The sequence below is a fragment of the Polaromonas sp. CG_23.6 genome (assembly GCF_029892315.1).
Taxonomy (GTDB): Bacteria; Pseudomonadota; Gammaproteobacteria; order Burkholderiales; family Burkholderiaceae_C; genus Polaromonas.
The window spans coordinates 3,729,208-3,753,375 of record NZ_JARXUY010000001.1 but is presented as its reverse complement, the minus strand read 5'-3'; the positions used below and the strand labels follow the sequence as shown (position 1 = coordinate 3,753,375).

The 24,168-nt window shown below is 59.3% G+C and carries 25 protein-coding genes; 11 read left to right on the top strand and 14 right to left on the bottom strand.

Going from position 1 to position 24,168, the window contains the following annotated elements:
• Positions 1 to 13: 13 nt before the first annotated feature.
• The 5 genes from gspK to gspG all read right to left on the bottom strand — a co-directional run bounded on the left by gspK (position 14) and on the right by gspG (position 3,167).
• Positions 14 to 1,003 carry a type II secretion system minor pseudopilin GspK gene (gspK, locus tag H4V98_RS17770; RefSeq protein WP_231374544.1) on the bottom strand — a complete coding sequence of 330 codons (990 nt, stop codon included), beginning with the start codon at positions 1,001 to 1,003 and terminating at the stop codon, positions 14 to 16.
• Positions 1,000 to 1,725 (bottom strand): prepilin-type N-terminal cleavage/methylation domain-containing protein, encoded by a 726-nt coding sequence (locus tag H4V98_RS17765; protein ID WP_196862146.1) that lies wholly within the window; start codon positions 1,723 to 1,725, stop codon positions 1,000 to 1,002. The genes gspK and H4V98_RS17765 overlap by 4 nt, the downstream gene beginning before the upstream one ends.
• 2 nt (positions 1,726 to 1,727) lie before the next feature.
• Entirely contained in the window at positions 1,728 to 2,108 is a 381-nt protein-coding gene (gspI, locus tag H4V98_RS17760; RefSeq protein ID WP_196862147.1) for a type II secretion system minor pseudopilin GspI, read from the bottom strand.
• Positions 2,105 to 2,560, bottom strand: a complete 456-nt coding sequence (locus tag H4V98_RS17755) for a prepilin-type N-terminal cleavage/methylation domain-containing protein (protein WP_196862212.1) — start codon at positions 2,558 to 2,560, stop codon at positions 2,105 to 2,107. The genes gspI and H4V98_RS17755 overlap by 4 nt, the downstream gene beginning before the upstream one ends.
• 157 nt (positions 2,561 to 2,717) lie before the next feature.
• Positions 2,718 to 3,167 carry a type II secretion system major pseudopilin GspG gene (gspG, locus tag H4V98_RS17750; RefSeq protein ID WP_196862148.1) on the bottom strand — a complete coding sequence of 150 codons (450 nt, stop codon included), beginning with the start codon at positions 3,165 to 3,167 and terminating at the stop codon, positions 2,718 to 2,720.
• A 26-nt stretch (positions 3,168 to 3,193) separates the two neighbouring features.
• Between gspG and H4V98_RS17745 the strand changes: the two genes are divergently transcribed.
• The 8 genes from H4V98_RS17745 to H4V98_RS17710 all read left to right on the top strand — a co-directional run bounded on the left by H4V98_RS17745 (position 3,194) and on the right by H4V98_RS17710 (position 9,762).
• Positions 3,194 to 3,646 (top strand): general secretion pathway protein C, encoded by a 453-nt coding sequence (locus H4V98_RS17745; RefSeq protein WP_196862149.1) that lies wholly within the window; start codon positions 3,194 to 3,196, stop codon positions 3,644 to 3,646.
• A gap of 211 nt (positions 3,647 to 3,857) precedes the next feature.
• Positions 3,858 to 5,591 carry a type IV-A pilus assembly ATPase PilB gene (gene pilB / locus H4V98_RS17740; RefSeq protein ID WP_196862150.1) on the top strand — a complete coding sequence of 578 codons (1,734 nt, stop codon included), beginning with the start codon at positions 3,858 to 3,860 and terminating at the stop codon, positions 5,589 to 5,591.
• Positions 5,592 to 5,676: 85 nt separating this feature from the next.
• On the top strand, positions 5,677 to 6,894 hold the full coding sequence (locus tag H4V98_RS17735; protein ID WP_196862151.1) for a type II secretion system F family protein: 1,218 nt from the start codon (positions 5,677 to 5,679) through the stop codon (positions 6,892 to 6,894).
• Positions 6,894 to 7,751: an A24 family peptidase gene (locus tag H4V98_RS17730; RefSeq protein ID WP_196862152.1), complete on the top strand. Its 858-nt coding sequence runs from the start codon at positions 6,894 to 6,896 to the stop codon at positions 7,749 to 7,751. Before H4V98_RS17735 ends, H4V98_RS17730 begins: the two co-directional genes overlap by 1 nt.
• 3 nt (positions 7,752 to 7,754) lie before the next feature.
• Complete coding sequence (coaE, locus tag H4V98_RS17725; RefSeq protein ID WP_196862153.1) at positions 7,755 to 8,366, top strand: dephospho-CoA kinase; 612 nt, start codon at positions 7,755 to 7,757, stop codon at positions 8,364 to 8,366.
• Between the two features lie 37 nt (positions 8,367 to 8,403).
• Positions 8,404 to 9,159 carry a cell division protein ZapD gene (gene zapD / locus H4V98_RS17720; RefSeq protein WP_196862154.1) on the top strand — a complete coding sequence of 252 codons (756 nt, stop codon included), beginning with the start codon at positions 8,404 to 8,406 and terminating at the stop codon, positions 9,157 to 9,159.
• A gap of 59 nt (positions 9,160 to 9,218) precedes the next feature.
• Positions 9,219 to 9,425 carry a DNA gyrase inhibitor YacG gene (locus H4V98_RS17715; RefSeq protein WP_196862155.1) on the top strand — a complete coding sequence of 69 codons (207 nt, stop codon included), beginning with the start codon at positions 9,219 to 9,221 and terminating at the stop codon, positions 9,423 to 9,425.
• Positions 9,426 to 9,498: 73 nt separating this feature from the next.
• Positions 9,499 to 9,762, top strand: coding sequence for a hypothetical protein (locus H4V98_RS17710; protein WP_196862156.1), 264 nt, complete (start codon positions 9,499 to 9,501; stop codon positions 9,760 to 9,762).
• Between the two features lie 55 nt (positions 9,763 to 9,817).
• Here H4V98_RS17710 and grxD read toward each other — a convergent pair whose 3' ends face one another.
• The 4 genes from grxD to hemA form a co-directional block, all read right to left on the bottom strand.
• Complete coding sequence (gene grxD / locus H4V98_RS17705; RefSeq protein WP_196862157.1) at positions 9,818 to 10,147, bottom strand: Grx4 family monothiol glutaredoxin; 330 nt, start codon at positions 10,145 to 10,147, stop codon at positions 9,818 to 9,820.
• A 155-nt stretch (positions 10,148 to 10,302) separates the two neighbouring features.
• Positions 10,303 to 11,154, bottom strand: coding sequence for a peptide chain release factor N(5)-glutamine methyltransferase (gene prmC / locus H4V98_RS17700; protein ID WP_196862158.1), 852 nt, complete (start codon positions 11,152 to 11,154; stop codon positions 10,303 to 10,305).
• Positions 11,155 to 11,257: 103 nt separating this feature from the next.
• Positions 11,258 to 12,379: a peptide chain release factor 1 gene (gene prfA, locus H4V98_RS17695; RefSeq protein WP_196862159.1), complete on the bottom strand. Its 1,122-nt coding sequence runs from the start codon at positions 12,377 to 12,379 to the stop codon at positions 11,258 to 11,260.
• Positions 12,380 to 12,489: 110 nt separating this feature from the next.
• A complete protein-coding gene (hemA, locus tag H4V98_RS17690) occupies positions 12,490 to 13,773 on the bottom strand; it encodes a glutamyl-tRNA reductase (RefSeq protein ID WP_196862160.1) in 1,284 nt (427 codons plus the stop codon).
• Positions 13,774 to 13,884: 111 nt separating this feature from the next.
• On the opposite strand from hemA, the gene H4V98_RS17685 reads away from it, so the two are divergent.
• A complete protein-coding gene (locus H4V98_RS17685) occupies positions 13,885 to 14,175 on the top strand; it encodes a hypothetical protein (protein WP_196862161.1) in 291 nt (96 codons plus the stop codon).
• Positions 14,176 to 14,242: 67 nt separating this feature from the next.
• Here the strand turns inward: H4V98_RS17685 and ugpQ are convergent, their stop codons facing one another.
• From ugpQ to ugpB, 5 genes are all read right to left on the bottom strand, one after another.
• Complete coding sequence (gene ugpQ, locus H4V98_RS17680; RefSeq protein WP_196862162.1) at positions 14,243 to 15,007, bottom strand: glycerophosphodiester phosphodiesterase; 765 nt, start codon at positions 15,005 to 15,007, stop codon at positions 14,243 to 14,245.
• Positions 15,008 to 15,231: 224 nt separating this feature from the next.
• Entirely contained in the window at positions 15,232 to 16,251 is a 1,020-nt protein-coding gene (locus tag H4V98_RS17675; protein ID WP_196862163.1) for a sn-glycerol-3-phosphate import ATP-binding protein UgpC, read from the bottom strand.
• A gap of 25 nt (positions 16,252 to 16,276) precedes the next feature.
• Positions 16,277 to 17,128 (bottom strand): sn-glycerol-3-phosphate ABC transporter permease UgpE, encoded by an 852-nt coding sequence (gene ugpE, locus H4V98_RS17670; protein ID WP_196862213.1) that lies wholly within the window; start codon positions 17,126 to 17,128, stop codon positions 16,277 to 16,279.
• 186 nt (positions 17,129 to 17,314) lie between these two features.
• On the bottom strand, positions 17,315 to 18,196 hold the full coding sequence (gene ugpA, locus H4V98_RS17665; protein ID WP_196862164.1) for a sn-glycerol-3-phosphate ABC transporter permease UgpA: 882 nt from the start codon (positions 18,194 to 18,196) through the stop codon (positions 17,315 to 17,317).
• Positions 18,197 to 18,294: 98 nt separating this feature from the next.
• Entirely contained in the window at positions 18,295 to 19,608 is a 1,314-nt protein-coding gene (ugpB, locus tag H4V98_RS17660; RefSeq protein ID WP_196862165.1) for a sn-glycerol-3-phosphate ABC transporter substrate-binding protein UgpB, read from the bottom strand.
• A 206-nt stretch (positions 19,609 to 19,814) separates the two neighbouring features.
• On the opposite strand from ugpB, the gene H4V98_RS17655 reads away from it, so the two are divergent.
• Together H4V98_RS17655 and H4V98_RS17650 are read left to right on the top strand one after the other, a co-directional pair.
• Complete coding sequence (locus H4V98_RS17655; RefSeq protein WP_196862166.1) at positions 19,815 to 23,732, top strand: FAD/FMN-binding oxidoreductase; 3,918 nt, start codon at positions 19,815 to 19,817, stop codon at positions 23,730 to 23,732.
• The gene (locus tag H4V98_RS17650; protein ID WP_196862167.1) at positions 23,729 to 24,157 is read left to right on the top strand and encodes an HIT family protein; all 429 of its coding nucleotides are present in this window, start codon (positions 23,729 to 23,731) and stop codon (positions 24,155 to 24,157) included. Before H4V98_RS17655 ends, H4V98_RS17650 begins: the two co-directional genes overlap by 4 nt.
• Positions 24,158 to 24,168: the final 11 nt, after the last annotated feature.

The window sequence follows — 24,168 nt, the reverse complement described above, 5'->3', positions numbered from 1 at the left end:
GGGGGCGGGCGTCTCAATGCGCTGGTGCGCCCCGGTCTCGCCATAATGTTTTCACCTCCAGGCCGTCGCGCTGAACCACTGAATGTTCCTCAACCACCGCTTGGTTAAGTCGCAGCCGCCCTTGGACCTCGAAGAAACGTGAATTGACGCTGTGCTGCGCTTCATTAAGTGGCATGGCGGTCTGGCCGAGTTGTTCGGTCACTTCGGCCAGGGTCTTGAAATGATTTGCCTGGCGCATATTCACCAGGCGCTGGGCCAGCCCCATTTCCAGTGATGGGATGCAGGCTGAGAGCACCGTGGCGCTGGCGGTGTTCAGGTTGACCGGCGTGCGCACCGGCAGCAAGGTGATGTGAGGCCGCAGTATGGCCAGGCTAGCCGGCGACAGGCCCAGCCAGACCAGCTGGTCTAGGCGCTGCGGCATCAGGGGCGCCTGCTGGGTCGATGCGTTCTCAGGATTGACATCCAGCGCGAGCCGCAGGTTTTCAACCAGTACCTGCAATTCTCCGGGGGGAAGCCCGAGCAGCTCGAACAGTTTGGCAAAGGCCTTTACAGAAGGCTCGGACACTTTGCCGGCGCTGTCCACGAGGTTGATGACGTTCAGGCGCGACTGCAAATCGGTGATCAGGCCAGACAGGAAGGTTTGCGACGCGTTGGCCTCATCGTCCGGATCGGTTTTCTTGTCGGCTGCCAAAAAGGTTGACAACCGCGCTTCTTCAAGGGGCACCGCCCAGGGTTCCGACAGGTAGTCGGCGCCACCAGATCTGGCGTCTTCACGCAGGATCAGGCGCGCCCAATCGAGCGCACCGGTCAGCAGCCAAAGTGATTGCACCCGCGCGCGTTCGGCGGCCTCGACTTCGACACTGCGCCATTGTTGCCATAACGCGCCAGCTGCCAGGCTGGCCACCAGCGCCACCGTCAGCATTGCCGTGAGAAGGGCTGCACCCGCCTGTCGTGCAACTGCTGCACTGCACCGCCGAACCGGGGACTTTACAGCCGGCATCATGATTTGGCACCCGCCAGGGAGGGGCGCACCCAGTCGCGCGTAATGACGCCGTGGAGGGCTTCGCTGCCAGGCAGCGTCAGCACCAGCCGAACGCCGTCCGGCAGTGCTTGGTCGGAGTTCACGGGTTGTGTCGGGCTGCGGATCGGTGTGGCTGGTGAGTTGGCGTTGTCGCTGGACAAAGGATTGGTCCAGGCATTGCCGCGAAAGTAAAAAATCTGCCAATTTTCCAGCGGTGTGACACGGACTTCGTCCCTTTTTTCGGCATCGCCCGGGTTTTGTGCCCACTGGGCAGCACGCTCCCAGGCGATTTGCAAGGCGCCCTTGGAAAACTGTGGCGGCGACTGCCAGCGCAGCCATTGGTCGGTGCCATTCACATTGCGCCGCGACCATGCCACTACCAACAGACCGTCACCAGGCTGAACGGTGCTGCGGCGAATAATCCGCAGTCCGCGCCCGTCCCAGTCCAGCGTCGGTGTGCGCGGCAGTTGCGCCAAGGCATCCAGGTCAGAGGACCATTGCGTGAGCCCAGCCTGCAAGGTGAGGACCGAATCGGCGCGTTGCTGGATCTGTGCCTGTGCCCGCACCATGCCGTCGAGCCCGCGCCAGCTCAGGCCCGCCATGATCGCCATCGCGGCCAGCGCCACCAGCAACTCGATCAGGGTGAAGCCGCGGGCCTGCGCAGGTCGCGACAAGCCGCGTGAAGCAGTAAGTAGCCGCGCCATGCTCAGTACCGTCCCACGATGGTCGAAAGCGCAAGTATTCGGGTTGCACGGTTGAGCACCTGCGCTTCAACCCGCAGAAAATTCGGATTGGGCGTGGGTTGCACCCACAAGCGCACTGCCAGGCTGCGGCCGGCTTGTTCGCAAGTGCTGGTGTTGTCGCCAACTGCTGGCATTTGTCGCGACAGCCGCACATTCACCAGTGCATTTTCAGCGCAAAGATGGGCCAGTAGCAGGTCCGACTGGCGTTCCGAATTGCGCATCAGCGAGCCTGTGGCGCGCACGCCAGCAGCCAGCGCGACTGCGACGATACCCAACGCGACCAGTACCTCGATCAGCGTGAAGCCGCGAGCGCCAGAACGCCGTATCCGGCTGCATAGCATCATCGGGAACCGTCCGACAGAACCGAAAACGGCCGGATGCCGTCTGTCGCCAGGATCAGGCTGCGCGAAGGGTCCGAAATGGACACCAGGCGAATTTGCTGCGGTCCGATGATCGGTTCCGGCCCAAGCACCAAGACGTTGGCGACGGCTGCGCGTACGTCCTGGCCCAGCCAGGTGGACGGAAAACTTGTGCCTTTCGCCAAACCTTCAAAAACAAAGCCTGTGGCGGTGGGTCGCCAGCGCACCGGGTTGGCGGTCATGCGCGATTGCGCCCTGGCTGAATCCAGCAAAACGGCCAGCCGCTGCGCATCGCGCTCCAGCGCCGTCCCCGACGTGTCGCGCAGCGCCAGCCCGACGCCCGCCGTCGCGATGGCCATGATCGCCACCACCATCAGCAACTCGATCAGCGTGAACCCGCGATGGCGAATCCGACGCAAAGGCGCACGGTGCGTCATGGCACCGCTTGGAAAGCGGCGAACCCACATAGCGAAGATCAGAGACGTACCCGCTCGAAACCAGCCGGAGCCGTGGAACTGGCTTTGCCAGGTCGCAGGCGCAGCGACCCCCGCGGAGGGAAGCGAACCACACGCAGTGGGGAGCGTGGGGGCTACTTCAATCCCAGCTGCCAATATCGGCATTCTTGCCCTCGCCCCCGGGTTGCCCATCGGCACCAAAAGACATCACGTCGATTTCGCCCTTGATACCAGGATTCAGATATTGGTAAGGGCGGCCCCAAGGGTCGTTGGGCAGCTTGTCCACATAAGATTTCCAGTTGAAGGGAATTGGCCCCGTCGTCGGCTTTGCCACCAGCGCCTGCAACCCTTGCTCAGCAGCAGGGTAGCGCTGGTTGTCCAATCGATAAAGCTTGAGCGCCTGCATCAGATTATTGACGTCGGTTTTGGCGGCTGTGGCGCGCGCATCATCGGCACGGTCCAGTACGTTGGGCACCACCAGCGCTGCCAAGACGCCAATGATCACCAGCACCACCATCAGCTCTATCAAGGTGAAGCCTGCGGAAATGCGTCGTCGAAGGGACGCGAATGAAGGTTGTTGTGTAGTCATATGGTTGCATCAATCATAATCCTGTCATGCAGACAGACGCCTATCGCCTATGGACCACCAGAATTGTGACATTCGCCATCTCCGCATTGGCTGCTGCTAGCGTGGTCTACTGGGGTCTGAAAGTCTGGGGTTTGTCTTCGCCAGCCGTGCTTTCATCAACACTGATTGAGCCAATACTCGCTCCCGATTCACAGACAATTGCCCGGGCATTTGGAGGCGGAATGGCCACTGCTGCCACGACGTCAACCGCAGCGCCTGCAGCCAGCCGCTATAGTTTGGTTGGCGTGTTGTCAGGACGGATCCAAGCTGGTGCTGCGCTGATTTCGATTGATGGTCAGGATGCCAAACCGGTTCGCGTGGGTACTTTGGTTGACAACGACATGGTGTTGGAATCTGTAAATGGGCGGCAGGCGGTGCTGTCTTCGAATACGGAAAATTCGACAAAAGTGGTGCTTGAAATGCCCAAGCTAACCCAGTAAGTTTTCTTTTTCCATAGGCTGGACAGGTAGTGTTCCGAATTTTCGCTAACTCAAAGCAGAAACAGTCAAGAGAACGTCCGCTGACACTGCTTTTTTAAGTTATTGAGTTTTTGTACAAAGTAGTCACAAAATGTGAAGAATATGTACATGCAAGGTTTACACCTTGTAATCATTAAGCGATGATTCTTTCTTTGATAACGCATTGAACATCATGTCTGTTACAGAGACCGTACTGAAAAATCCAGTATCCGCGACGTTGCCCGGACTTGGCAGAGCTTTGGTGTCCGCAGGAAAGCTGGGGCAAAAGGCTGCCGAGGATATTTTTTCAAAAGCGCAAGTCAGTCGAAACAGCTTTATCGCCGAGTTGACAGGATCAGGCGCTGTTTCTGCATTTGACTTGGCGCACATCATGTCGATGTCTTTTGCCGCGCCTTTGGTAGACATGGACGCTGTTGACATGCTGCATTTGCCCAAGGGCTTGCTCGATACAAAAATCTGCCGATCCTGTCGAATCGTGGTGCTGGGAAAGCGCAACAACCGGCTCATCGTTGCAACCGCAGACCCGTCTGACCAAAGTGTGGCGGAACAAATTAAATTCTCAACCCAATTGGGCGTTGACTGGATCATTGCAGAATATGACAAGCTTTCCAGGCTTGTCGACGTTTCTGGGTCCACAGCGTCAGAAGCTGTTGAAAACATCGTTGGCGCGGATTTCGAGTTTGACGATGATCTCTCGCTGCCGGCTGCTCAGGAAAACGAAGCGAGTGTTTCGGAGGTTGATGACGCGCCGATTGTCAAATTCCTGCAAAAAATGTTGATCGATGCTTTTAACATGCGTGCATCCGATCTGCACTTTGAGCCTTTTGAAAATTCTTACCGGGTTCGATTTCGCGTCGATGGCGAGCTGCGTGAAATTTCTTCTCCACCCGTAGCCATCAAGGAAAAGCTCGCCGCGCGCATCAAGGTGATTTCCAAGCTGGATATTTCCGAGAAACGAGTGCCCCAGGACGGCAAGATGAAGCTCAAGATCGGGCCCGACCGTGTGATTGACTTCCGGGTCAGCACCTTGCCCACCATGTTTGGCGAAAAAATCGTCATTCGTATTCTGGACCCCAGCAGCGCCAAACTGGGCATTGACGCATTGGGCTACGAGCCGGAGGAAAAAGAACGCTTGCTGGAAGCGATCAAGCGGCCTTACGGCATGGTGCTGGTGACGGGGCCAACGGGCTCGGGAAAAACAGTCTCGCTCTATACCTGCCTGAATATACTGAACACTGCCGGCGTGAACATTTCCACGGCTGAAGACCCTGCCGAGATTACCTTGCCCGGGGTCAACCAGGTCAGCATGAACGAAAAGGCCGGAATGACCTTTCCGGTGGCCTTGAAGGCTTTCCTGCGGCAAGATCCCGACATCATCATGGTCGGTGAAATCCGCGATGTCGAAACCGCCGACATCGCCATCAAGGCAGCGCAAACCGGCCATTTGGTGTTGTCTACGCTGCATACCAATGACGCGCCGACGACCCTGACGCGCATGCGCAACATGGGAATTGCGCCTTTCAACATCGCCTCCAGCGTGATACTTATCACTGCCCAGCGGCTGGCACGGCGCTTGTGCCCGCACTGCAAGGCGGCTATCGATATTCCGCGCAATGCCTTGCTCCAGGCTGGCTTCAAGGACCATGAGGTCGATGGCTCATGGAAGCCTTTTCATCCAGTGGGTTGCGCCAAGTGCAACAACGGCTACAAGGGCAGGCTGGGCATTTACCAGGTCATGCCCATTTCCGAAGAAATTCAGCGCATCGTCCTGCGTGACGGCAGTGCCATGGAAATCGCGGCCCAGGCTGAAGCTGAAGGCGTGCGAAGTCTGCGCCAGTCCGGATTGTACAAAGTTAAACTGGGAATGACCTCGATGGAAGAGATATTGGGCTGCACCAATGCCTAGCTTCGTGCGTGGCTTAGACACGACAAGTGCATCTGACAAGATAGACCGAACGGCTCGAAGGCCGTCCACACAAAAATAAGGCTTTATGGCAACCGCATTGTCCAAAGATATCAAGGAATTTGTTTTTGAGTGGGAAGGCAAAGACCGAGGCGGCAAACAGGTTCGTGGCGAAGTCCGTGCTGTAGGCGAAAACCAGGTCAAGGTATCGCTGCGCAGACAAGGGGTGATGGCAACCAAGATTAAAAAGCGCCGCATGCGTTCGGGCAAGGCCATCAAGCCGCGTGATATTGCAATCTTTACGCGCCAGCTCGCCACGATGATGAAGGCCGGCGTGCCACTGTTGCAGTCTTTCGACATCGTGGGTCGCGGTAATCCCAACGGCAGCGTAACCAAATTATTGAACGACGTGCGTACTGATGTTGAAACCGGAACCTCCCTGAGCAGTGCTTTCCGCAAGTACCCGATGTACTTCAATGCGCTTTACTGCAACCTTGTCGAGGCTGGCGAAGCGGCTGGTATTCTGGAGTCGCTGCTTGATCGACTGGCGGTTTACATGGAAAAAACCGAGGCCATCAAGTCAAAAATCAAGTCGGCGTTAATGTATCCGGCTTCCGTCGTGGTCGTGGCTTTCGTGGTGGTTGCCGTGATCATGATTTTTGTGATCCCTGCGTTCAAGGAAGTCTTTTCATCTTTTGGCGCCGATTTGCCAGCGCCAACGCTCATCGTAATGGCCATCAGTGAATTTTTTGTTGCCTACTGGTGGTTGATTTTTGGCGGCGTCGGCGGCGCCATATATTTTTTCCTCCAAGCCTGGAAACGCAGTGAAAAAATGCAGAAGGTCATGGACCGTCTGCTGCTGAAGCTGCCGGTATTTGGAACCTTGATCGAAAAATCCGTCATTGCTCGCTGGACGCGTACCCTGTCCACCATGTTCGCTGCCGGTGTTCCACTGGTCGAAGCGCTCGACTCGGTGGGCGGCGCATCGGGAAATTCGCTCTACGCAGACGCCACCGAGAAAATTCAGCAGGAAGTCTCGACCGGCACCAGCCTGACCGCCGCCATGACCAATGCCAACCTGTTTCCCACCATGGTGTTGCAAATGTGCGCCATTGGAGAGGAATCGGGCTCGGTAGACCACATGCTTGGCAAGGCTGCCGATTTTTACGAAGCCGAAGTTGACGAAATGGTTGCTGGCTTGTCCAGCCTGATGGAGCCCATCATCATTGTGTTTCTGGGGACCCTGATTGGCGGAATCGTGGTGTCCATGTACCTGCCGATCTTCAAATTGGGCCAGGTCGTTTGATGTTGTTGGCAACTGACATGGATCCCGGTTTCATCGCAGCGCTTGCGCTAATTCTGGGCCTGCTCATTGGTAGCTTTCTGAATGTGGTCATCTACCGGGTTCCCAAGATGATGGAGTACCAGTGGGCAGCCGAATGTGCCGAGCTGAATAGCGTTACAGCGCAGCCGGCAGAAAAGTTCAACCTGCTGACGCCGCGTTCACGCTGCTCAAGTTGCGGTCATTTGATCCGCTGGTATGAAAACATTCCCGTGCTCAGCTATGTTTTTCTTCGCGGCAAGTGTTCAACTTGCCGTGTGCCTTACGGGATTCGGTATCCACTGACAGAGGCCGTCACAGGTGGCCTGTTTTTCTTTTGTGCATGGCGCTGGGGCTGGACGATGACGGCACTGGTCTGGTGCGGATTTTCGGCCGCGCTGCTGGCGCTCGCAGTGATTGACTGGGACACAACCCTGTTGCCTGACGACATCACTTTGCCCTTGCTGTGGGCGGGACTGATAGCGGCAGCACTGCAGTGGAATCCGGCCGTTGATCTGACTTCAGCATTGTGGGGCGTGGTCGCTGGCTATCTTTCATTGTGGGGGGTGTACTGGGCCTTCAAGCTGGCCACCGGCAAGGAAGGCATGGGTTACGGCGACTTCAAGCTGTTTGCCGCGCTTGGGGCCTGGTTTGGCTGGACAGCGTTGGTGCCCATGATCCTGATGGCTTCGGTGATTGGTGCGATGGTCGGCATCGGGATGAAATATTCAAGCGGCCTGCGCGAAGGAGGCTATGTGCCCTTCGGTCCTTTTCTGGCCGGGGCTGGCTTTACCGCGATGATTTCCGGTCCCCAGTCGATTCTTCAGTTCATTGGTTTGTAAGCCATGCATCCGGGGGTCCAGCGTATAGGCCTGACAGGCGGCATCGGAAGCGGCAAAAGCACGGTGGCGCGCGTGCTGGTGGCGTGCGGCGCCGCACTGATTGATGCCGATGCAATTTCCCGGCAGTTGACCGCGTCCGGAGGGGCTGCCATCAATGTGTTGGCAAAGCAGTTCGGGCCGTACATCATCACCGAAGAGGGCGCAATGGACCGGGAGCGGATGCGCCAGCTTGCTTTCAGCGACCCCGCGATCAAAGGGCAGCTCGAAGCCATCATTCACCCGTTGGTAGGCCAGGAATCCATCCGCCAAGCCAACGCAGCTGTGCAAGCTGGCCGCCTCTGCATCATTTTCGATATCCCTTTGCTGGTCGAGTCAGGGCATTGGCGCCAGCAGCTCGACCATGTGCTGGTGGTTGACTGCACGCAAGAAACGCAAATTTCTCGTGTCATGGCCAGAAACGCCATGTCGCGTGAAATGGTGGTAAAAATCATCGCTGGCCAGGCCAGTCGTGCGCAGCGGCTGGCAGCAGCTGATGCCTGTATTTGTAACGACAACTTGTCGTTGGAAGCACTTGAGCTGCAAGTGCGTGAGCTGGCTCGCAGCTTACGGCTATGATGACAAAACATCTACTGAAGCCAGGAAAACCAGTTCCGTGATTCTTTACGAGCATCCCTTTAACGAACGTATACGTACCTACCTGAGGCTCGAGCACCTGTTTTTGCGCCTGGCTGAACTGATCAAACGGGAAAGCCCGATTGACCATCACCATGCTTTGGCAACCATTTTTGAAATCATGGATGTCGGCGCGCGGGCCGACCTGAAAACCGATGTGCTCAAGGACATCGAAAAACAGAAACATGTGCTCAACGGCTACCGTGGCAACCCGGTCATCTCCGAGAGGGTGCTTGACGACATTACCGCCGAGCTCGAAGCCTGTTTTTCCAGCATGAATGAACTTTCTGGCAAGGTTGGCCAGTCATTGACGGAAAATGAATGGTTGATGAGCATTCGCAGCCGGGTTGGTATTCCAGGTGGCACCTGCGAATTCGACTTGCCGGCCTACCACGCCTGGCAGCACCTTGGCGCCAACGTTCGCCAGCATGACCTGCAGCGCTGGGTGCTGCCGTTGGTGCCGCTGGCCGAAGCGCTTAACCTGTTGCTCAGGCTAGTGCGCGATTCGGGGGCGCCGCAAAAGGTGATGGCACCGGCAGGTCAATACCAGCAAATGCTGCCGCAGGGACGAAATTTCCAGTTGCTTCGGCTGCGGCTGCATTCGGGCGCTACCGTGATTCCTGAAATCAGCTGCAACCGCCTGATGGTGTCGGTGCGTTTCATGTCCCATGACAACGACGGTCGCCAGCAAGCCAGTACTCAGGAAACCGTGTTTGACCTGACTTTGTGCACCTGAGCCAGACCGGACTGAATGCGCAGCGCCACTTTCATCCTCACTCGAATGTTTTTCTCCCTATGAAAAAAGATCCTTCCACTGTGCGGCAGGTAACGTGCCCCGGCTGTGGCGGTCCCAGTATTTATGCGCTTAGCAACCCTTTTCGTCCCTTTTGCAGTGAGCGCTGCAAAAATATCGACATGGGGGCATGGGCAAGCGAAGATTTCCGTTTGCCCGCTGACACGCCGCCTGATGACGCCCTTTATGGTGATCCAAAGCTGCATTGAGACTTCGCCTGCCTTTCATTCAGGCAGGACAACGGGACTGAGTGCGTAAATGGGCAGAAACAGGAAGATAAAAATGAAAAATAGCGTAGTCAAGCCATTCTGGGCTGCCATGTTCATGAGCGCCATGCTGATAGTCAGCGCGCATGCCAGTGCGTCATCTACAACTTCTGGCGACAAGCCGACGACGCCCGTCAAAAAGAAGAAAAAAGCAGCTTCCAGCGGCCAGGTCCGGTTCTTGCCGGGTTCCGCTGAAATGCCGAAGGATCGAATCAGCCGCCTGAAACGTGAATGCCAAGGGCAAGTCAATGCCGGCGCCTGCGCAGGCTATACACGCTGAAGCAGAAACGAAAAACGCCCGCATCGCGGGCATTGCAGGCTGGGGCCGCTTCGCTTCAGTCTTTGGGTGCGCCCAGCATTTCCTGAAGCTCGCCGTTCTCGTACATCTCCATCATGATGTCGGAGCCGCCCACGAACTCGCCCTTGACATACAACTGGGGAATGGTCGGCCAGTTGCTGTAAGTCTTGATGCCGTTGCGGATGCCTTCGTCTTCCAGCACATTGACTGTGGCTGGCTTGCTAACGCCGCAGGCCTTGAGCACCTGGATAGCGCGGCCGGAAAAACCGCACATTGGAAACTGGGACGTGCCCTTCATGAAAAGAACCACGTCGCTTGATTTGACAATCTGCTCAATGCGTTGCTGGGTCGGGTCGTTAGAGCTCATGTTGAAATCCTTCAGTTGAAAAGGCCTTGCCAGGCCGTGAGGTCGGTAACCGGCCAAGAGACCGGAGCGTTGAATGCGTGGAGCTTGAATAAAGCCATTCCAAAAATGGATTATCGCTGCCTGCCAGATGCCGCGCACCTGTCAGGGATTGTTCGTCATGCCGGCCATTGCCCACCTGAACAGCGCTCGATGCCTGCCAGGTCGCGGCGGCTCTGTATGTGCAAAAAACCTTGCCGCCTCAGCAACTCGCGCACCTGTTCTGCTTGGTCGTAACCATGCTCCAGCAGCAACCAGCCGCTAGGCAACAGGTGGCCTGGCACCTGCTGGATGATGTGACGGATATCGTCCAGCCCGTCCGTTCCGGCGGTCAGCGCCTGCAGCGGTTCGTGCATTAGCGCGGGCAGGTGAGGGTCGGCGCTGGCAATATAAGGCGGATTGCTGGCGATCAGCTGAAAGCGCCCGTCCACTTCCTGCAGCCAGGAGCTTTGAATGAAATCCACCGCCAGACTCAGCCGCCGTGCGTTTCCACGGGCAACATTCAGCGCATCGGCGCTTGCATCAATTGCTGTGACTTGCACTTCACGGTCGATTGCCTTCAGACTGTATGCAATAGCCAGAGCAATCGCGCCGCTGCCAGTTCCCAAGTCGAGAACCTTTACTGGCCGTGTTGAGTCGGACATTTCCAGCACGGCCAACGACCACTCCACCAGCGTTTCAGTATCAGGCCGGGGCACCAGCACGCGTGGGTCGACTTGCAGCGACAGGCCAAAGAACTCCTTGCGGCCGACGATGTAGGCCAGCGGCTCGCCCTCGGCCCGGCGCAGGCTCATTGCATGAAAAAAGCTGACTACGCCTGGCGCGAGTTGCTCAGTGTCGTGCGTCACCAGCCAGGACCGCTCGCTGGCGGGCTTGCCCAATGCGTGCAGTAACAACAACTGGGCGTCCAGCCGGTCAAGCCCAAGGCGCTTGGCCAATGCCAGGGCTTGCGTGCAATTGATTGGCTCCACAGTTTTTACTTTTACTTTTAATTGCTATTTAAATAATAGCTGCTTATGCTCGTGCTTATTGCGCCAAGCAGCTATTTTCCTTAAAACCAAAAAATTTTTCTGATCAACCGCCGTTATTTGCCGTTTCCAGCTCGTTGAGTTGCTCGGCGCCGCGCGCCACCTGCAGCGCCGTGACCACGTCGTCCAGGTCGCCTTCCATGATCGTGAGCAGCTTGTACAGCGTCAGGTTGATACGGTGGTCGGTCAGCCGGCCCTGCGGAAAGTTGTAGGTGCGGATGCGGTCGCTGCGGTCGCCGCTGCCAATCAGGCCCTTGCGCTCGGCAGCGTCCTTGGCGGCCTGTGCCGAGCGGTCTTTTTCATGGATGCGCGCGGTCAGCACCTTCATCGCTTGCGCCTTGTTGCCGTGCTGGCTGCGGCCTTCCTGGCATTCGGCGACGATGCCGGTTGGAAGGTGGGTGATGCGCACCGCCGAATCGGTCTTGTTGATGTGCTGGCCGCCCGCACCGCTGGCACGGTAGGTGTCGATGCGCAAATCAGCCGGGTTGATCTGGATGGCGACGGCTTCGTCTGGCTCGGCCAGCACGGCCACGGTACAGGCGCTGGTGTGGATGCGGCCCTGGGTTTCAGTCGCCGGCACGCGCTGCACGCGGTGGCCGCCCGACTCGAAGCGCAGCTTGCCGTACACGCCCACGCCCAGAATGTCCGGCGGGCCGTCAATGCGCAGCACCACTTCCTTGTAGCCACCGAGTTCGCTGGGCGATTCGCTGATGATCTCGACCTGCCAGCGCTTGCGCTCGGCAAAGCGGGTGTACAGGCGGAACAGGTCGGCGGCAAACAGCGCCGATTCGTCGCCGCCAGCGCCGGCGCGGATTTCAACGAAGGCCGCGCGCTTGTCGTTCGGGTCTTTGGGAATCAGCATCAGCTGCAGCGCTTCGTCGATCTGGGCGATGTCGGCCTTGGCGGCGTCGATTTCTTCCTCGGCCATGGCGGCCATGTCGGGGTCGTTCCTGGCTTCGGCCAGCATCACTTCGGCACCCGCCTGATCGGCCTCGCGGCGGGTCAGGCGGTTGTACTGCTCGGCCACGACGCTGGCCTCGGCATGTTCGCGGGTCAACGTGCGAAAGCGGTCAAGGTCGCTGACCACGTCGCTGGCGGACAGCAGGGCGTCCAGTTCATGCAGGCGCAGCAGCTGGCGGTCCAGGGTGTGGCGAAGAAAAGGTTTCATGAAGGGCAGCGCCGCAAGGCGAAAAATCGGAATCGGGATGAACAAACCGGCTGGAGTTCCAGTCGAAAGGGCGCAGCCAGAACAGTGGCGACGACACGGGGAACGCAGCGCTAACGCTCTTTGCGTTGTGACGCAGGCGTGCGGCCGCGCAAAAACAGCTTGGACACGGTACGCGCCGTGGCTTCGCGGCTGCTGGCATCGCCCGCATGCAACTCGGCCATGGCGCCGTGCAACATTTTTTGCGTTAATCCCCGGCTCATCGCTTCGAGCACTTCTTCAATGGACTCGCCACGGGCCAGCAATTTTTTGGCCCGCACGATTTCGGCGGATCGCCACACATCGGCCTGCGCATTGAGCTGCTGGATCAGCGGCACACTGCCACGTTGGTCCAGCCAGTGCATGAAATTCTGCACGCCTGCGTCGATGATGACTTCGGCTTCAGCCACCGCCGCCTGACGGCTGTCGCGGCCGGTCTGCACCACATGCGCCAGGTCATCAACGGTGTAGAGGTAGACATCCGACAGCGCCTTGACTTCAGGCTCGATATCGCGCGGTACTGCCAGATCGACCATGAACATCGGCCGGTGCTTGCGCAGTTTAAGGGCGCGCTCGACGGCCCCCAGGCCGATGATGGGCAGGGTGCTGGCGGTGCAGCTGATGACGGCATCGAACTCGTGCAGGCGGCCGGGCAGGTCGGCCAGGCGCATGACCTCGGCACCAAAGCGGGTGGCGAGTTTCTCGCCGCGCTCCAGTGTGCGGTTGGCAATTGCCATGGCTTTTGGGTTTTTGGCGGCAAAGTGTGTGGCGGCCAGGTCGATCATTTCGCCGGCGCCGACAAACAGCACCTTGATGTCTTCCAAATCTTCAAACAGCTGACCCGCCAGTCGCACGGCGGCGGCCGCCATGCTGATGCTGTGGGCGCCGATCTCTGTGCTGGTCCGCACCTCTTTGGCCACAGAAAAAGAGCGCTGGAAAAGTTGGTGCAGCGTCGAGCCCATGGCTCCGGCGTCTTCGGCGGCGCGCACCGCGTCCTTCATCTGGCCGAGGATTTGCGGCTCGCCCAACACCATTGAATCAAGCCCGCTGGCCACTCGAAAGGCGTGGCGCGCGGCCTCGTCGTCCTGCAGCGTGTAGGCATGGGCGCGCAGCAGGTCGGGCGACACGCCGCCGTTGTGCGCCAGCCATTCCATGGTGCTGTCCAGGTCTTCGGTAGCGCCGGCGCAGTAGATCTCGGTACGGTTGCAGGTCGACAGCAGTGTCGCCTCCGGCTGGCGCGCCAGAGAGGCGCGCAGACCGCGCAGGGTGGGTTCTACCTGGTCGAGCGCGAAGGCGAAGCGCCCGCGCAAATCCAGCGGAGCGGTGTGATGGTTTAGCCCCAGGGCCCAGACTGACATGTGCGCATTATAAAATTGAAGTGGTCAAAAGCGAGCGCCTGGTCACAATCTCCTTTTACCCATTTCCATCAGCCGCTTCTGGCGTGTTTCCCTGAATTTCGACGGACTGCCATGACTGCTTATCTTCTTGCCGGACACCTGCTCAACCTCTTGGCACCTGCTGCGCTGATCGCCTTGCTGCTGGTGGCGTTGTCCCGTTTATTTCCTCGTTTTTTTACATCAAATAAGGCGTTTTCGCATTATCTGTGGGTGCAGGCAGCTATCAATTTTATAGTGGGATCAGCGGTGCTGGTCATTGGCTTGGTATGGCTAAGCCATGACGGCAAGATGCTGACCTATGTGCTCCTGTTGTTGGCCATGGCGACCAGCCAGTGGTGCCAGCTGGGCAGCTGGAAGCGCTAGCACCAGGCTGCCCGATACAAGTCTGTCAACCGGTTTGTTGATCCACATCAATAAACCGGAGGCTGCCTCAAGCCGGACTGAACAGATCCACCCGGTCGGTGATGATGCCGTCGGTACCCAGATCGATCAGGCGCAGGGCGGCTGCTTCGTCGTTCACGGTGTAGCTCACGGCGCGCAAACCCGCTTCATGGGTTTGCTGAACACAAGCGCCGTTCCACAAGGCGTGGTTGCACACCACGGCGACACAACCCAGCGCGACGGCGGCTTGCAGCCAGCCGTCAGGCAGCGTGTCCAGAAGCAGGCCGCGCGGCAGACCGGGCGCGGTTTCACGCGCACCCTGTAGCGCATCGTGTGAAAAAGACGTTAGCAGCGGTAAAACTCTTGCGCCTTGCCACAGGCGCAGGGCATGCGCTGCCACCACTTCACCCGTGCGGCGCTCGGTTCCCGGCGTCGGCTTGATCTCGATGTTCAGGGCATAGCCATTGGCACGGCAAAAACGGGCGACGTTTTCCAGCGTCGGCAGCGGCTCGCCGGCAAATGCGCGCGAATGCCAGCTGCCAGCGTCGAATTGTGACAATTCGGCCCAGGCATGGTCGCCTCCTGCTGGGCTGGCTTCAGCCACCTGCTTTTCAAGGGCGTTGGTCGTGCGCGCAAGCGTGGCGTCATGCATCAGGAAAGGCACGCCGTCGGCGCTGAGCTTGGCATCGCATTCAAACATGCGGTAGCCGTGCTGCGCGCCCAAGCGGAATGCGGCGAGCGTATTTTCTGGCGCCAGTTTGCCAGCGCCCCGGTGCGCGATCCAGAACGGGTAAGGCCAAAAGAAGGCCCCCACGCTCCCCACTTTGTGTGGTTCGCTGCCCCCCGAGGAGGCCGCTGCGCCTGCGGCCCGGCGAAGCCGGTTCCGCGGCCCTGGCTGGCGGGGAACCGCCTCTGCACTCCCCACTTCATGTGGTTCGTTGCCCCTGGAGGGGGCTGGTCTTGCTTCGGAGGCGCGTTCGGCGCTGAGCCCGTTGCTGTCGGGGTCAGGCACTTCTGGTGCTGTTTCTGCCTGTCCGGTCACAGGCGCTGGCCGGTGGCCGCGTCGAACCAGTGCAGCCGGTCGGGGCGGGGCGCGACATGCAGCGTGGCGCCAATCGTTGGCGCGGTTGACAGGCTTTCGTCGGTTCGCACGATCAGGAACTCGTCGCCCAGGCGGCAGTACAACAGGCGCTCGGCGCCCAGCATTTCGACGGTGTCGACCACCACTTTCCAGCCGGTGTCGCCGACCAGCAGGTGCTCGGGCCGGATTCCCAGGATTGCGCCTGGCTGGCCGCCAAAATCAGCGTTGGACACGTTCTTCAGCAGGTTCATCGGCGGCGAGCCCATGAAGCTGGCGACAAAGGTGGTCGCCGGACGGTTGTAAACCTCTTCCGGCGTGCCGAACTGCTCCATGCGGCCGGCGTTCATCACCATCATGCGCTGGGCCAGCGTCATGGCTTCAACTTGGTCGTGCGTGACGAAAAGGGACGTGATGCCGAGTTCGCGGTGCAGCTTCTGAATTTCAAGCCGGGTCTGCACGCGCAGCTTGGCGTCCAGGTTGGACAGGGGCTCGTCAAACAAAAACACCTGTGGCTGGCGCACGATCGCCCGGCCCATGGCGACGCGCTGGCGCTGGCCGCCCGACAGGGCGCGCGGCTTGCGGTCGAGCAGGTGGCCGAGTTCGAGAATCTTGGCGGCCTTGTCGACACGTGACTTGATCTCTTCCCGGGGCACCTTGGCAATCTTCAGGCCGTAGGCCATGTTGTCGAACACACTCATGTGCGGGTAGAGCGCGTAGTTCTGGAACACCATGGCAATGTCGCGCTCGGACGGCTCCAGATCGTTGACGACCTTGCCGCCGATGGAAATCTGGCCTTCGGTGACTTCTTCCAGCCCGGCGACCATGCGAAGCAGGGTGGATTTGCCGCAGCCCGACGGGCCAACGATGACGATGAATTCGTGGTCGGCAATCTCGGCGCTGACGCCGTGCAGCACCGGGACGGCGGTTTTGCCGGCGCCGTAGCGCTTGATAACGTTGTTTAGTGAAAGCGATGCCATAGCGAATGTTTGCCTGTCTTTTTGTCTATTTCTCAGTGTCAACCAGGCCCTTGACGAACCACTTTTGCATCAGCACCACGACCAGCGCAGGCGGCAGCATCGCCAAAATGGCAGTGGCCATGACCACATTCCATTCATTGGCTGCGTCGCCGCCGGCAATCATTCGCTTGATGCCGATGACCACCGGGTACATATCTTCGCTGGTGGTGGCCAGCAGCGGCCACAGGTACTGGTTCCAGCCGTAGATGAACTGGATCACGAACAGCGCAGCCATCGATGTCTTGGACAAGGGAAGCAATATGTCCCAGAAAAAACGCATTGGGCTGGCCCCGTCCATGCGGGCCGCCTCAACCAGTTCATCGGGCACGGTCATGAAAAACTGGCGGAATAAAAACGTGGCGGTGGCCGAGGCAATCAGCGGAATCGTCAGACCGGCATAACTGTTTAGCATGCCCAGGTCCGACACCACCTGGTAGGTTGGCCCGATGCGCACTTCCACCGGCAGCATCAGCGTGACAAAAATCGACCAGAAGAAGAAATTCTTGAACGGAAAGCGGAAGTACACGATGGCAAATGCAGACAGCAGGGAAATCGTGATCTTGCCAAATGTAATGACCAGTGCCGTGACAAGGCTGACCCACATCATCCGGGCCACGGGTGCAGTCGAGCCCGCACCATCGCCGCCGCCGAACAACGCGGTCTTGTAGGTTTCCCACATGTTGCTGCCCGGCCACATCGGCATCGGCGCCTGGATGATGTCCTGCGCCGTGTGGGTGGAGGCCACAAAGGCCAGGTAGAGCGGAAAAGCCACCACCACAATGCCCACGAGCATGACGAGGTGTGCAAAGATTTTCAAGAGGGCGCTTCGCTCAACCATGGCGCAAACCCCCATGGCCCGAACGGATGACACCAGACCCGCTGCGTTGTGCAGAACCACACGCCGCGAGGAGCGCGGCGGCGTTATTCAAGCAGAGGCCGTGAAACCGGCTTTGCCGGATCGCAAGCGTAGCGGCCCTTTCGCGGAGGCAGCGAGCGACACGAAGTGCGCGAACGTGGAGGAACATCAGTACTGGACCTTCTTTTCAACATAACGGAACTGGACCACGGTGAGCGCCACGACGATCACCATCAGCACCACCGACTGTGCGGCCGAGCCACCCAGGTCGCCGTTTTTGAATCCGTCGTGGTAAACCTTGTAGACCAGGATCAGGGTGTCGCGACCGGGGCCGCCCTGGGTCGAGGCGTCAATGATGGCAAAGGTGTCAAAAAACGCATAAACGATGTTGATCACCAGCAAAAAGAAGGTCGTCGGTGACAGCAGTGGAAACTGGATGGACCAAAAGCGCCTCCAGGGGCGCGCGCCGTCGATCGCGGCGGCTTCAATCAGCGACTTGGGGATCGATTGAAGTCCGGCCAGGAAAAACAGGAAGTTGTACGAAATTTGCTTCCACACCGCCGCCATGATGATCAGCGTCATGGCGTGGCTGGAATTGAGAAGGTGGTTCCAGTCGATGCCGATGCTGCTCAGTGCATACGCCACCACGCCCAGCGTGGGTGAAAACATGAAGATCCACAGCACGCCGGCCACGGCAGGCGCCACGGCGTACGGCAGGATCAGGAGGGTTTTGTAAGCCAGCGCGCCCTTGATGATGCGGTCGGCAAACACCGCCAGCACCAGCGACAAACTGATGCCCAGGATCGCCACCATGAACGAGAAGAAGGCTGTCGTCTTGAACGACTCCAGGTAAGCCTCGTCGTTGAACAGGTGCCTGAAGTTTTCCAGTCCCACCCACTCCCTGGACAGGCCAAAAGCATCCTGCAGCTGGAATGACTGCAGCAGCGCCTGTGCGGCGGGCCAGAAAAAAAAGACACTGATGACAATCAGCTGAGGTGCCAGCAGCAGCCAGGGAAGCCAGGCAGAGCGAAAAAGAACGCGTTTTTCCATATGTCTGATCAGGTCGAGGTCACCCGGGCTGCCTGCTTTTTGGCAGGCCGGGCATAAAAAGTGGTGAGTCTAGCAGCCGGCATGGGCCGGCCGGAAGATCAGGACTTGTTGGCCTTCTCGAAGCGTTCGAGTTGCTCGTTGCCGCGTTTGATGGCGGTATCCAGGGCTTCCTTGGGTTGCTTCTTGCCGCTCCAGATCTGTTCGGTTTCCTCGTCAATGATGGTACGGATCTGGTTGAAGTTGCCCAGTCGCACGCCGCGCGACTTGTCGGTGGTCTTGCGGATCATCTGGCTCACAGCAACGTCGGTACCCGGATTCTGCTTGTAAAAACCCGATTTTTCAGTCAGCTCGAACGCTGCCATGGTGATCGGCAGATAGCCGGTGCGCTTGTGGCTGGCCGACTGCACTTCAGGTCGGGACAGGTAGTTGAAGAAAGCCGCTACGCCCTTGTATTCAACTGGCTTCTTGCCAGCCATGGCCCACAGGCTGGCGCCACCGATGACGGTGTTTTGCGGCGCACCGGTCACGTCCGGGTAATACGGCAATTGGGCAATGCCATAGGCAAATTTGGCTTCCTTGCTGACCCGGGCATACAGGCCTGACGAGCCGGTCATCATCGCGCATTCGCCTGAAGGAAAGGACACGTCCGCCGCATTGGCGCGGCCCTTGTAGACAAACAGGCCCTGCTTGGACATGTTGGCCAGGTTTTCGAAGTGACGCACATGCAGTGGCGAGTTGAAGGCCAGCCGGGCAGAAGGGCCGCCAAAGCCGTTGTTCTGGGTGGCAAACAGCGTGTTGTGCCAGGTCGAGAAGCTCTCCAGCTGCGTCCAGCTCACCCAGCTTGTGGTGAACGGGCATTTATGGCCGGCGGCCTTGAGCTTGCCAGCGGCCAGAGCCACCTCGGGCCAGGTGGTCGGGGCTTTTTCCGGGTCCAGCCCAGCCGCCTTGAAAGCATCCTTGTTGTAATAAAAGATCGTCGTCGAGCTGTTGAACGGAAAGCTCAGCATCTGGCCGTTGGGCGCTGTGTAGTAACCGGCGACGGCAGGAATGTAGGCCTTGGTGTCAAACTTGGCGCCGCCCTCGGTCATGACTTCTCCGACAGGCTTGATCGCGCCTTTGGCGGCCATCATGGTGGCTGTACCCACTTCGTAGACCTGCAGGATGTGCGGCGCATTGCCGGAGCGAAAAGCCGCTGTTGCCGCCGTCATGGCCTCGTCATAGGTGCCCTTGAAGGTGGGCACGACCTTGTAATCTGTCTGGCTGGCGTTGAAGTCCTTGGCCAGGTCATTGACCCATTCGCCAAGCGGCCCGCTCATGGCATGCCACCACTGGACTTCGGTCTGGGCCTGGCTGGCCAAAGGCGCGCACAGCGCGCAAATGGCCAGTACGAGGGTGGATGAACGGTGCTTCATGAAGTCTCCTGAAGGAAAAGCGGGATTTGCGGGAATAGAAAAAGAGTCTAGTGGCGTTTTGTGACAGTGCCATTTAAACGACCCGTTGCGCGCAAGGCAAGCGGAGTTTCCATGAGGTCATTCCGGCCGGGTGCTTATAAAAGGTGCGCTGCGATAATATCGGACCAAAGCGCTGGACGTGGGTCCGAAGCCGCTGAAATTTCACGATGAACGCACCTACCACTCTTCAAGAACTGAATGTTTTCGCCGACGGCGCAAAGCACGCCGAACCCCGCATCCGCGAGATTCCCTACAACTACACGTCGTTTTCTGACCGGGAGGTGGTGATTCGCCTGCTGGGCAGCCGGGCCTGGGACTTGCTCAACCTGCTGCGCGGCGAACGCCACACGGGCCGCTCTGCGCGCATGCTGTACGAAGTGCTCGGCGACATCTGGGTGGTGCAACGCAATCCTTACCTGCAAGACGACCTGCTTGACAACCCCAAGCGCCGCAAGTTGCTGGTCGAAGCGCTGCAGCACCGGCTGGCAGAAATCGAGAAACGCCGTACGCCGCAAGCCGATAGCGAACGCGATGCCATCGTGGGTGAGTTGCTGCAAGGCGCACAGGCAGCGATTGGCCGGTTTTCGGCGTCGTTCGAGGAAGTTGCCAGCCTTCGCCAGCAAACCGAGCGCCGGCTGCGCAAGATCACGCTGAAGGACAATATCAAGTTCGACGGCCTGTCACGCGTCTCGCATGTGACTGACGCGACCGACTGGCGCGTCGAATACCCGTTTGTGGTGCTCACGCCCGACACCGAAGTCGAAATGGCCGGACTGGTCAAGGCCTGCATCGAGCTGGAGCTCACGATTGTTCCGCGTGGCGGCGGCACCGGCTACACCGGCGGCGCGATTCCGCTGACCTGGAAGTCGGCGGTCATCAACACCGAAAAGCTCGAAGCCATGACGGAAGTCGAGATGGTTTCGCTGCCCGGCCTGGACCACCCGGTGGCCACTGTCTGGACCGAAGCCGGCGTGGTGACGCAGCGCGTGGCCGACGCGGCCGAGCGCGGCGGCTTTGTGTTTGCGGTTGACCCGACCTCGGCGGAGGCGTCGTGTATTGGCGGCAACATCGCCATGAATGCCGGCGGCAAAAAGGCCGTGTTGTGGGGCACGGCGCTGGACAACCTGGCGAGCTGGCGCATGGTGACGCCTGATGCCGAGTGGCTGGAAGTGACCCGCGTGGGCCACAACCTGGGCAAGATCCACGACGCCGAGATGGCGAGTTTCGATTTGAATTACTTTGAGGCTGACGGTAAGACGCCAATTCGCACCGAGCGGCTTGATATTCCCGGCAAGACCTTTCGCAAGGAAGGCCTGGGCAAGGACGTGACCGACAAGTTCCTGAGCGGCTTGCCGGGCATCCAGAAAGAAGGCTGCGACGGCCTGATCACCAGCGCGCGCTGGATCGTGCACCGCATGCCGGCGCACACGCGCACGGTCTGCATGGAGTTCTTCGGCAACGCCAAGGACGCCGTGCCGAGCATCGTCGAGATCAAGGACTTCATGTTCGCCGAGCAAAAGCGCGGCGGTGCGATCCTGGCCGGTCTCGAGCATCTGGACGATCGCTACCTGCGCGCCGTGGGTTATGCCACCAAGTCCAAGCGCGGCGGCAACGGCAAGGGCGGTGTTACCGGCGTGCCGAAAATGGTGTTGATTGGTGACATTGCCGGGGACGACGCCGACGTGGTGGCGCGTGCCACCAGTGAAGTCGTGCGCATTGCCAATTCGCGCAGCGGCGAAGGCTTTGTGGCCATCAGCCCCGAGGCGCGCAAGAAGTTCTGGCTGGACCGCAAGAAAACAGCGGCGATTTCGCGCCACACCAATGCCTTCAAGATCAATGAAGACGTGGTGATTCCGCTGCCGCGCATGGCTGAATACACCGACGGCATCGAGCAAATCAACATCGAGTTGAGTCTGCGCAACAAGATCAAGCTGTGCGACGCACTGGACGCGTTTTTCCGCAAGGGTAGTTTGCCTTTGGGCAAGGTAGAGGACGCCAGCGAAATTCCTTCGGCAGAGCTGCTGGAAGACCGGGTCAGCCAGGCGCTGGCGCTGGTGGCCGAGGTGCGCAGTCTGTGGGCCGGCTGGCTGCAGGGCGTGGCGGTGCATTTTCCGGAACTCCAGGACCACACGCTCCGCGCCAGCTGGAAAACCCAGATTCGCGCGCCGCTGCAGGCGATTTTCAGCGGTGGCGCGTTCAAGCCGATACTTGAGGAATGCAGTGCGATTCACAAGCGCGTGCTTAAGGGCCGCGTCTGGGCCGCGCTGCACATGCACGCGGGCGACGGCAACGTGCATACCAACCTGCCTGTCAACAGCGATGACTACGAAATGCTGCAAACCGCGCATGAAGCGGTGGCGCGCATCATGGTGCTGGCGCGCTCGCTCGACGGCGTGATCTCGGGCGAGCACGGCATCGGCATCACCAAGCTCGAATTCCTGACCGACGAGGAACTGCGGCCTTTTACCGAGTACAAGGCCAGAATCGATCCGGAAGGGCGTTTCAACAAAGGCAAGCTGCTACGAAATTCAGAGCTTCTAACGCCCGGCCAGCATGCGCTAGCGGCCGATTTGACCAATGCCTACACGCCCAGCTTCGGATTGATGGGCCATGAGTCGCTGATCATGCAGCAAAGCGACATCGGCGCAATTGCCGACAGTGTGAAGGACTGCCTGCGCTGCGGCAAGTGCAAGCCGGTCTGTGCCACGCATGTGCCGCGCGCCAACCTGCTGTACAGCCCGCGCAACAAGATTCTGGCCACGTCGCTGTTGGTCGAGGCTTTTTTGTACGAAGAACAGACCCGGCGCGGCATCAGCCTGAAGCACTGGGAAGAGTTCGAGGACGTGGCCGACCATTGCACGGTGTGCCACAAGTGCCTGAATCCGTGCCCGGTCGATATTGACTTTGGCGAAGTGTCGATGAACATGCGCAACCTGCTGCGCAAGATGGGCCAGAAGTCGTTCCGGCCCGGCAATGCAGCGGCGATGTTCTTTTTGAACGCCACGAATCCGCAAACCATCAAGGTGATGCGCACGGCCATGGTCGGTGTCGGCTTCAAGGCGCAGCGCCTGGCCAGTGATGTGCTCGGCGTGCTGGCTAAAAAGCAGACGGCGCTTCCACCTTCAACCGTGGGCAAGGCCCCGGTGAAAGAGCAGATCATTCACTTCATCAACAAGAAAATGCCCGGCGGTTTGCCCAAGAAGACTGCCCGCGCCTTGCTGGACATTGAAGACAAGGACTACGTCCCGATCATCCGCAACCCCAAAGCCACCACGGCCGAAACTGAAGCGGTGTTTTACTTTCCGGGCTGCGGCTCGGAGCGCCTGTTCAGCCAGGTCGGTCTGGCGACGCAGGCCATGCTCTGGCACGCTGGCGTACAGACCGTGCTGCCGCCTGGCTACCTGTGCTGCGGCTATCCGCAGCGCGGCAGCGGCGACTTTGACAAGGCCGACAAGATGATCACCGACAACCGGGTGCTGTTCCACCGGGTGGCCACCACGCTCAACTATCTCGACATCAAGACCGTGGTGGTGAGCTGCGGCACTTGCTACGACCAGCTGCAGGGTTACCAGTTCGACAAGATATTCCCGGGCAGCCGAATCATCGACATCCACGAATACCTGCTGGAAAAAGGGATCACGCTGCCGGCCAACCAGCCCGGATTTTTGTACCACGAGCCGTGCCACAACCCGATGAAGCTGGGCGACTCGATGAAGACGGTCAAGGCGCTGATTGGCGACAACGTGCTCAAAAGCGAGCGCTGCTGCGGCGAATCCGGCACGCTGGGCGTGACCCGGCCTGACATTGCGACCCAGGTGCGCTTTCGCAAGGAAGAAGAAATCCGCAAGGGAGAAGCCGAACTGCGTGCTTCAGGGGCAGTAGCCGCGACGGGCAACGTCAAGATCCTGACCAGTTGCCCCAGCTGCCTGCAGGGGTTGAAACGCTACGGCGACGACCTGCAAAACGGCCTGCTGGAGGCCGATTACATCGTGGTCGAAATGGCGAACCAGATACTGGGCAAAAACTGGCTGCCCGACTACGTGGCCGTCGCCAACCAAGGCGGCATTGAACGGGTGCTCGTATGACGAATGCGGCATGCCCCTTGTGCGAGGGTGACGGCGGCCTGCTGGTGTTTCGCAATGAAGATTTGCGCATCATCCAGGCCAGCGAGGCTGGATTTCCGGGGTTTTACCGCGTGATCTGGAACCGCCATGTGGCCGAGTTTTCGGATCTGTCGGCCAGTGAACGACAGATTTGCATGCATGCCGTCGCAAAGGTCGAGCAAGTGCTTCGCAGCGAATTGCAGCCCGCGAAGATCAACCTGGCCGCGCTGGGCAACATGGTGCCGCATCTGCACTGGCATGTGATTGCCCGCTTTGAGGGGGACAGCCACTTTCCGGCGCCGGTCTGGGGCGCGGCACAGCGTCCGGTGGACGAAGTACAGGTGGCGGGCATCACCTCGCAGTGCCTTGACATCAACCGGCTGATTGCCGAAGCCATGGCGCTTTGAAGCGCTCTTAC